This is a genomic window from Streptomyces sp. NPDC097619, from assembly GCF_040302735.1.
GTDB lineage: Bacteria > Actinomycetota > Actinomycetes > Streptomycetales > Streptomycetaceae > Streptomyces.
The window spans coordinates 1-8,368 of the sequence record NZ_JBEOSD010000235.1; the positions used below are offsets into that span (position 1 = coordinate 1).

An 8,368-nucleotide genomic window follows, 5' to 3' on the forward strand; every position below is an offset into this window, starting at 1 on the left:
CCCGGGTGGTGGCGCGGGCCGGCCGTGGTCGCTGGTCGGTGCGCGGGTCGGCGGGTCCGGGGCCGGGCGGTCGGGGCGCTGTTCTGCGGGGTCGTACGTGCGGCTCAGTGGGCCGACAGCCAGGACAGGGCCTCCGCCACGGTGCCCGCCTCCGGCACGCCGTGCGGCACCGGCGGCCGGTCCACCATCACCACGGGGATCCCCGCGGCCCGGGCGGCCGCCAGCTTCGGTGCGGTGGCCGCGCCCCCGCTGTCCTTGGTCACGAGCACGTCCACGGCGTGCTCCCGCAGCAGTTCCCGCTCCCCGGCCTCGGTGAACGGGCCCCGCGCGAGCAGCACCCGCACCGACCGCGGCAGCGGCGGCTCCGGCGGATCCACCGACCGCGCCAGGAACCAAAGCCCGTCCAGGTGCGCGAACGCGGCCAGCTCCTGCCGGCCGGTGGTGAGGAACACCCGGCGGGCCAGCCCCGGCAGGGCCTCGGCCGCCGCGGCGGTGGAGGGGACCCGGTGCCAGCGGTCCCCGGGGGCCTCGCGCCAGCCGGGCCGGCGCAGCGCCAGCAACGGCACCCCCGCCGCCCGGGCGGCGGTCGCCGCGTGGAAGCTCATCCGGCGGGCGAACGGGTGCGTGGCGTCGACCAGGTGCGTCACCCGGTGCGCGGCCAGCCAGGCCGCCAGCCCCTCGGGCCCGCCGAACCCGCCGACCCGGCTCTCCCCGGGCGGCAGCACCGGGTCCGCGACCCGGCCCGCCAGCGAGCTCGTGACCCGGAAGGGGCCGCCGCCGAGGGGGCCGCCGACCGCCGCGTGCACGGCCGTGGCCAGCTCCCGGGCCTCCGTGGTGCCGCCGAGGACCAGCAGGTGCGGACCGCCGGCGGGCGAGGGCGGGGGCGGCCCGGCCGGGGCCGCGGGGGAGGGCTCCTCAGCAGACATGCCGGTCGCGGTCGGCGGAGTACAGGTGGCTGTCGCGGAACTGCTCCGCGCCCAGCGTGCGACCCACCAGGATCACGGCGGTCCGCACGATCCCGGCCTCCTTCACCTGCCCGGCGATGGTGCCCAGGGTGCCGCGCAGCACCAGCTCGTCGGGGCGGCTGGCCAGCGCGACCACCGCGGCCGGGCAGTCCTCCCCGTAGTGCGGCAGCAGCTCCGAGACCACCCGGTCCGCGTACCGGGTCGCCAGGTGGAGGACGAGCAGGGCCCCGCTGCGGCCCAGGGTCGCCAGGTCCTCGCCCTCGGGCATGGGGGTGGCCTGCTGGGCGATCCGGGTCAGGATCACCGTCTGGCCGACGGTGGGCACGGTCAGCTCCCGCTTCAGCGCGGCGGCCGCCGCGGCGAAGGCCGGCACCCCGGGCACCACCTCGTAGGGCACGCCGGCCGCGTCCAGGCGGCGCATCTGCTCCGCGACGGCGCTGAACACCGACGGGTCGCCCGAGTGCAGCCGGGCCACGTCCAGACCGGCCTCGTGGGCCGCGACCAGCTCCGCGACGATCTCGTCGAGGGTGAGCCGCGCGGTGTCCACGAGCCGGGCGTCCGGCGGGCATTCGGCGAGGAGTTCGCGCGGCACCAGGCTGCCCGCGTAGAGGCAGACCCGGCACGCGGCGAGGGTGCGGGCACCGCGCACCGTGATCAGATCGGCGGCGCCGGGGCCCGCGCCGATGAAGTACACGGTCATATGTGATCTCCAGGTGTGACATGTGACTTCGTGACGGACCACTGGGTGATCGGCATCGCCTGCCGCCACCCCGTGAACCCGCCCACGGGAACCGCGTGCGAGACCGCCAGCTTGACCAGCTCCCCGCCGTGGACCCGGTGCCGGGCCGCGAGCTGCGCCTCGGACTCCAGGGTCACCGTGTTCGCGACCAGTCGGCCGCCCGGGGGCAGGGCCTCCCAGCAGGCGTCCAGCAGCCCGGGAGCGGTCAGCCCGCCGCCGATGAACACGGCGTCGGGAGCGGGGAGTCCGGCCAGACCGGCCGGTGCCGCGCCGGTGACGATCCGCAGTCCGGGCACGCCGAGGCGGTCGGCGTTCCGGGCGATCCGCTCGGCGCGCACCGGGTCCCGTTCCACGGTGACGGCCCGGCACGAGGGGTGGGTGCGCATCCACTCGATGGCGATGGAACCGGAGCCGCCGCCCACGTCCCACAGCAGTTCGCCGGGGGCGGGCGCGAGCGCGGCCAGGGTCACGGCGCGCACGTGCCGCTTGGTGAGCTGCCCGTCGTGCTCGTACGCGGAGTCCGGCAGCCCGGGTACCGCCCCGAGTCGGGGGGCGGCCGGATCGCGCAGGCAATCCACGGCGACGAGGTTGAGGCGGTCCCCGGCGGGGTGGTCCCAGTCCGCGGCGGTCCCGGTGCGGGTGTCCTCCTGTTCGGAGCCGAGCTGTTCCAGGACGGTGAGCCGGCTGGGCCCGTAGCCGCGGTCGGTGAGGAGCCGGGCCACCGCGGCGGGGGTGTCCGCGCCCGCGCTGAGCACCAGGATCCGGCGGCCGTGGTGCAGGGCGGCGGCCAGTCGGGCGGCGGGGCGGCCCACCAGGGTGATCACCTCGGTGTCCTCGGCGGGCCAGCCCAGGCGGGCGCAGGCGTAGGAGACGGAGGAGGGGTGGGGGAAGATCCGCAGGGCCGCCGGGCCGAGCTCCTCGGAGAGGGCGCGGCCGATCCCGTAGAACATGGGGTCCCCGCTGGCCAGGACGGCGATGCGGCGGCCCGCGTGTTCGGCGAGCAGCTTGGGCACGGCGGGGCGGAGCGGGGAGGGCCAGCCGACGCGCAGTCCCGGGCAGTCCGCGACGGGCAGCAGGTCCAGCTGGCGGCCGCCGCCGATCAGCACCTCGGCCCGGGCCAGGGCTTCCCGGGCGGCGGGGGCCAGACCGGCCCAGCCGTCCGCGCCGATCCCGACGACCGCGGTCGGGCTGGACTGGGGGGCCAGGGAACTCACGCCGGGTACCTCGGGATCTGGACGGGACGGGCCCGCGCGGTCGGGGCGCGGGACCGTGCGCGGCGGGACGCGGGGAGCGGACCGGGCGCGAAGGGAGCGGACCCGTGTGCGCGCGGACGGATCCGCGCACGAAGGGAACGGTTCCGCACTCTACTGGCCCGTACCGGCGGTGCCGCCGCGGGCCCGGTCCCGGAGCCGGTGGGGGAGCCGGAGGTCGGGGGTCCGGGGCCCGGCGGATCCGGGGCCGGGGGACCGAGGGATCGGGGCATCGGGGTTCCCGCCCGGTCCCGCCGATCGCGGTCGGTCGGTGCGGTCGGTGCGGTCGGTTCAGTCGGTTTCGAGGGCGGCGACCAGAGGGGCCAGCTCCGGGTCGCCGGCCGCCTCGTCGAGGGCCTCGCGGAGGGCGGCGGCCTGGGTGGGCCGGGCCTCGGCGAGCAGGGCGGCCCCGGACTCGCTCACGTCGGTGTAGATCCCGCGGCGATCGGTGGGACACAGGTAGCGGGAGAGCAGGCCGCGGTCCTCCAGCCGGGTCACCAGGCGGGTGGTGGCGCTCTGGCTGAGGACCACGGCGTCGGCGACCTGTCGCATCTGGAGGTGGCCGCCCGGACCGTCGTGCTGGCGGCTGAGCACGTCCAGCAGGGAGTACTCGCGCACGCTGAGGCCGTGCGCGGCCTGGAGGGCCCGCTCCAGGTGCACCTCGATGCGGCCGTGGAGCAGGGACAGGGTGCACCAGCGCTGGGCGATGCGGGTGAGCGAGGGGTCCGTGGCGGTCATGCCTCAAATCTACCGCTTCTCCGCGCGGACAGCCCGCGCTTGCATATAGCCCGCGTCTGCAACTATTGTGGACGAGCATTAACCGCTACCGCAATGAAACGGGAAGGCCCAGAACCATGCCTCTCGCACTCCTGGCCCTGGCGATCGGCGCCTTCGGCATCGGCACCACCGAATTCGTGATCATGGGGCTGCTCCCCGAGGTCGCCGGCGACTTCGGCGTCACCGTGCCCACCGCCGGGCTCCTCGTCACCGGCTACGCCCTCGGCGTGGTGATCGGCGCCCCCCTGATGACCGCCCTCGGCACCCGCGTCCCGCGCAAGCGGATGCTGATGCTCCTCATGGGCCTCTTCGTCGCGGGCAACGTCCTCTCCGCCCTCGCCCCCACCCTCGGCCTCATGCTCGCCGGCCGGGTCGTGGCCTCCCTCGCCCACGGCGCCTTCTTCGGCATCGGCGCCGTCGTCGCCGCCGAGCTGGTCGCCCCGCAGCGCAAGGCCGCCGCCATCGCCACCATGTTCACCGGGCTCACCGTCGCCAACGTGGTCGGCGTCCCGCTCGGCACCTGGGTCGGCCAGACCGCCGGCTGGCGGGCCACCTTCCTCGGCGTGGCCGCCCTCGGCGTCCTCGGCCTGCTCGGCATCGCCCGCCTGGTCCCGGACCTGCCCCGCCCCGAAGGCGTCAGGCTCCGCCACGAGCTGTCGGCCTTCCGCAACGTCCAGGTCCTGCTCGCCATGGCGATGACCGTCCTCGGCTTCGGCGGGGTCTTCGCCGCCGTCACCTACATCGCCCCGATGATGACCGAGGTCGCCGGCTTCGCCCCCGGCTCCGTCACCTGGCTGCTGGTCCTCCTCGGCCTCGGCATGGTCGCCGGGAACGTCATCGGCGGACGCTTCGCCGACCGCGCCCTCATGCCCATGCTGTACGTCACCCTCGGCGGCCTCGCCCTCGCCCTGGCCCTCTTCACCCTGACCGCGCACGACAAGGCCGCCGCCGCCGTCACCCTCACCGTGGTCGGCGCCCTCGGCTTCGCCACCGTGCCGCCGCTCCAGAAGCGCGTCCTCGACCAGGCCGCCGGCGCCCCCACCCTCGCCTCCGCCGTCAACATCGGCGCCTTCAACCTCGGCAACGCCCTCGCCGCCTGGCTCGGCGGACTGGTCATCGCGGGCGGGCTCGGCTGGACCGCCCCCAACTGGGTCGGCGCCGCCCTCGCCTTCACCGCCCTGCTCCTCGCCCTCCTCTCCGGGGCCCTGGAACGCCGCGCCGCCCGGCGCCCCGTCGCCGCCCCCGGCGCCCCGACCCCTGCCCTGGCCGCGACTCACGGCTGAACCCCGCACCACCCCCGCCCCGTTCCCCACCCCCGCCCCGTTCCCCTCCTCCCTCCCGATACCGACCCTCCCGGCCCGTACGTCCCCGGCCCGGACGTCCCCCGGCGGAACATCCCGCCCGCGGACGCGCGGGCCGGGGGCGTACGGGCCGAACGCGTACGGGTGCGGGCCGACGGTCGGGCCGGGAAGCGGGGGCGTCGGCTCGCGGTCGCGGCGGGCGCCGGCCGGAACCCGACCCCGACGAGCCCGCGCGTTCGCACGCGGTCCTCCCGGAATTCACCGGACTCCCTTACTCTGCGCCCGTCCTGACGGAGCGACAGACGAGGGAGCGACAGCATGGGCGTGACCGGGAACACGGCGGACGCGGGCACCACCGGAGCACGGGGCGCGACCCGGCCGGTCGCGCACCGGGCCTCGACGGACGACACCGGACCGAACGGCACGGCCCGCACGCCCGGCGACCGGTCCCGCCCGGCCCGGCGGCCCCGCTTCCGCGCCGCTCTGACGGCGGCCCTGGGCGCCCTCGCCCTCACCCTCCTCGCCCCGGCACCCGCCGGTGCGGCCGACCCGGGCGCCGCCGACCCCGCGTACTCGGCCACCACCGGGGTCGGCGTCCACAACGCCTACGAGAAGTCCGCCTACCCGTACTTCGCCGACGCCCTCGACTCCGGCGCCGCGCTCCTCGAACTCGACGTGTGGACCAACGTGTTCGGCGCCTCCTGGCGGGTCTCCCACGAGAACCCCCTCGGCAACGACAACAACTGCGAGAACGCGACCACCCCCGCCCAGCTCCGCACCAAGGCCCGCAACCAGAACCTCTCCGGCTGCCTCGCCGACATCCGCAGCTGGCACGACGCCCACCCCGGCCACCGCCCCGTCGTCCTCAAGATCGAGATGAAGGACGGATTCCAGGCCAAGAACGGCCGTGGCCCCGCCGAACTCGACGCCCTCCTCACCGCCCGCCTCGGCGACGCCCTCTACCGGCCCGCCGACCTCGCGGCCGGCGCCCCCGACCTCGACACCGCCGTCCGCACCCGCGGCTGGCCCGCCCGCTCCGCCCTCGCCGGCAAGTTCATCGTCGAGCTCATCCCCGGCACCGTCGAGGAGGGCAACCCCCTCGACACCCTCTGGACCGACCGCGAGTACGCCCAGCACCTGCGCGGCCTCGCCGCCGGCGGCCGACTCGACCGGGCCGCCGCCTTCCCCGCCGTGCACCGCGCCGCCGCGGGCGACCCCCGCACCCGCTACACCGACACGACGCTGCGCCCCTGGTTCGTCCTCTTCGACGGCGACGCCGCCGCCTACGAGGGCGTCGACACCGCCTGGTACGACCAGCGGCACTACCTCCTGATCATGACCAGCGCGCACGCGGTGGCCCCGGCCATCGACGGCACCCGGCCCACCGAGGCCCAGGCCAGGGACCGGCTCGCCCTCCTCGCCTCCCGGCACGCCAGCGTGATCACCTCGGACTGGCACCCGCTCCCCGCCGTCCTCGCGGCGGTGGCCCCCCGAGGCTGACCCCGCGCGGCCCGCCCCCGAGGCACCGGCACCACCGGCACCACCGGCGTATCGCCCGGTCACAGGTGACACCGCACGGTCACACGTCACGGCACACGGTCACATGTCACCGTGTGCCGTGACGCCTACGCCGCCAACAGCCAGGTGATCACCGACAGCGAGACCATCGAGCAGACCGTGGACATCAACACCGTGTCCCGCGCCAGGTCCTCGTCCAGGCGGTACTCCGCGGCGAACAGGAAGGCGTTCTGCGCCGTGGGCAGCCCCGCCACCAGCACCACCGACAGCAGCGCGTGCCCCTCCAACCCGAACAGCCAGCGCCCCACCGCGTAGGCCAGCAGCGGCTGCCCCACCACCTTCAGCGCCACCAGCACCCGCCGTTCCGCCCGCCCCTCGGCGTCCGGCCGGGTCCGCGCGTGCAGGGACATCCCGAGCGCGAACAGCGCCGCCGGCACGGCCGCGCCTCCCAGCAACTCCAGCGGATCCGTGACCTGTTCCGGCAGCCGCCACCCCAGCGCGGACACCGCCAGCCCCGCCCCCGAGGCCGCCACGATCGGGTTCCGCAGCGGCAGGGTCAGCATCCGCCGCCACCGCTCCCCGCGCTCGCGCGGCACGTCCAGGTCGATCAGCGCCAGGATGACCGGGGTGATCAGGAGGGTCTGGAACAGGGCCGCCGTCACGATGAAGGAGGTGTCCTTCAGGACGTGGATGGCCACCGGGATCCCGAGGTTGGCCGAGTTCACGTAGGCCGCCGCCATCGCGGCGATGGCCCGGTCCCCCTGCCCGCGCCGGAAGACCCACCGCCCCAACGACTGCGCCAGCGCGAACACCACCAGCAGGCTCAGCGCGAACACCGCGATGCCCGGCTGCGCCAGATCCGCCGGGCGCGACCGGGACATCGTCAGGAACAGCAGCGCGGGCATGGCGAAGGTGAAGGCGAACCGGCCCAACACCGTCTGAGCCTGCTCGCCCAGCACCCCGGTCCGGCCGGCCGCCCACCCCGCCCCGGTCAGGGCCCAGATGGGCAGGAAGGCCGCGAACGCCAGAACCACACCAGTCATCACGCCCGCCAGCATGACCGATCATGGCAAAGGGTCGGTTGGCCGCCCCACCAGCCCGGACGGCCACCCGGACGCCGACTCGTACGCCGACCGGGACCCGAACCGACCGGGACGACGGCCCGGCCGGGACGACGGACCGGCTCAGCGTTCCAGGTACGCCGTGACGCCCGTGCGTCGCGCCTCGGCCGCGGCCGCCAGCCGCCGGAAGTCCGCCGGGGCCATCTCCCGCTCCCAACCCGCCAGGCCGTCCACCCGGTACGCGCAGTGCTCCGCCGGGTCCAGGACCACACCCGCGATCTGATCGTCCGTCAACACCCCGCCGTCGAAGACGAAGCCGAGCTGGTTGCAGGGCCATTCCTCGCCGCGCGGAGCCTCGAAGTGCACGGCCAGCAACCGGGGTTCGCCCCGGAAGACGATCCCCGTCTCCTCCCGGCACTCCCGGACCGCGGTCCGGAAGGGGCCCTCCCCGGGGTCGAGGTTCCCGCCGGGCAGGTGCCAGGTCTCCGTCCCGTACACCGTGCGCAGTTGCAGCGGCCGCCCCTCCCGATCGGTGCAGTACAGCGCCGCGTACGCCGTGTTGGCCGGCAGGGTGGCGATGTACTCGCGGGGCGGCAGCCAGGTGTCGGTCATGGGATCAGCTCGCTCTCGGGCTCGTCGGCGGGTGGTCCACCGGCGGTCCGCGCGCGGACCGCCGGAACCGCGGATACGGTGTCGGGTGCGGAGGTGGGCGTGGCGTTCGCGCGGGAGCACGGGCTGCCGATCGAGATCGGGACAG

The 8,368-nt window shown here is 75.8% G+C and carries 8 protein-coding genes; 2 read left to right on the forward strand and 6 right to left on the reverse strand.

What is annotated here, in order from left to right; genetic code table 11:
- Window positions 1–104 precede the first annotated feature (104 nt).
- From ABTZ17_RS34880 to ABTZ17_RS34895, 4 genes are all read right to left on the reverse strand, one after another.
- Complete coding sequence (locus ABTZ17_RS34880; protein WP_352199823.1) at window positions 105–926, reverse strand: cobalt-precorrin-6A reductase; 822 nt, start codon at window positions 924–926, stop codon at window positions 105–107.
- Complete coding sequence (cobM, locus tag ABTZ17_RS34885; protein ID WP_352199824.1) at window positions 916–1,665, reverse strand: precorrin-4 C(11)-methyltransferase; 750 nt, start codon at window positions 1,663–1,665, stop codon at window positions 916–918. Before cobM ends, ABTZ17_RS34880 begins: the two co-directional genes overlap by 11 nt.
- On the reverse strand, window positions 1,662–2,918 hold the full coding sequence (cbiE, locus tag ABTZ17_RS34890; RefSeq protein ID WP_352199825.1) for a precorrin-6y C5,15-methyltransferase (decarboxylating) subunit CbiE: 1,257 nt from the start codon (window positions 2,916–2,918) through the stop codon (window positions 1,662–1,664). Before cbiE ends, cobM begins: the two co-directional genes overlap by 4 nt.
- Window positions 2,919–3,245: 327 nt before the next feature.
- Window positions 3,246–3,692 carry a MarR family winged helix-turn-helix transcriptional regulator gene (locus tag ABTZ17_RS34895; RefSeq protein ID WP_352199826.1) on the reverse strand — a complete coding sequence of 149 codons (447 nt, stop codon included), beginning with the start codon at window positions 3,690–3,692 and terminating at the stop codon, window positions 3,246–3,248.
- Window positions 3,693–3,808: 116 nt separating this feature from the next.
- Here ABTZ17_RS34895 and ABTZ17_RS34900 point away from each other — a divergent pair, with 116 nt between their 5' ends.
- Together ABTZ17_RS34900 and ABTZ17_RS34905 are read left to right on the forward strand one after the other, a co-directional pair.
- Window positions 3,809–5,014: an MFS transporter gene (locus ABTZ17_RS34900; RefSeq protein ID WP_352199827.1), complete on the forward strand. Its 1,206-nt coding sequence runs from the start codon at window positions 3,809–3,811 to the stop codon at window positions 5,012–5,014.
- Window positions 5,015–5,350: 336 nt separating this feature from the next.
- Entirely contained in the window at window positions 5,351–6,532 is a 1,182-nt protein-coding gene (locus ABTZ17_RS34905; RefSeq protein WP_352199828.1) for a phosphatidylinositol-specific phospholipase C domain-containing protein, read from the forward strand.
- 125 nt (window positions 6,533–6,657) lie between these two features.
- On the opposite strand, the gene ABTZ17_RS34910 is transcribed toward ABTZ17_RS34905, so the two are convergent.
- Both ABTZ17_RS34910 and ABTZ17_RS34915 read right to left on the reverse strand, forming a co-directional pair.
- Entirely contained in the window at window positions 6,658–7,593 is a 936-nt protein-coding gene (locus tag ABTZ17_RS34910; protein ID WP_352199829.1) for an AEC family transporter, read from the reverse strand.
- 141 nt (window positions 7,594–7,734) lie between these two features.
- Complete coding sequence (locus ABTZ17_RS34915; RefSeq protein ID WP_352199830.1) at window positions 7,735–8,223, reverse strand: NUDIX domain-containing protein; 489 nt, start codon at window positions 8,221–8,223, stop codon at window positions 7,735–7,737.
- Window positions 8,224–8,368 lie beyond the last annotated feature (145 nt).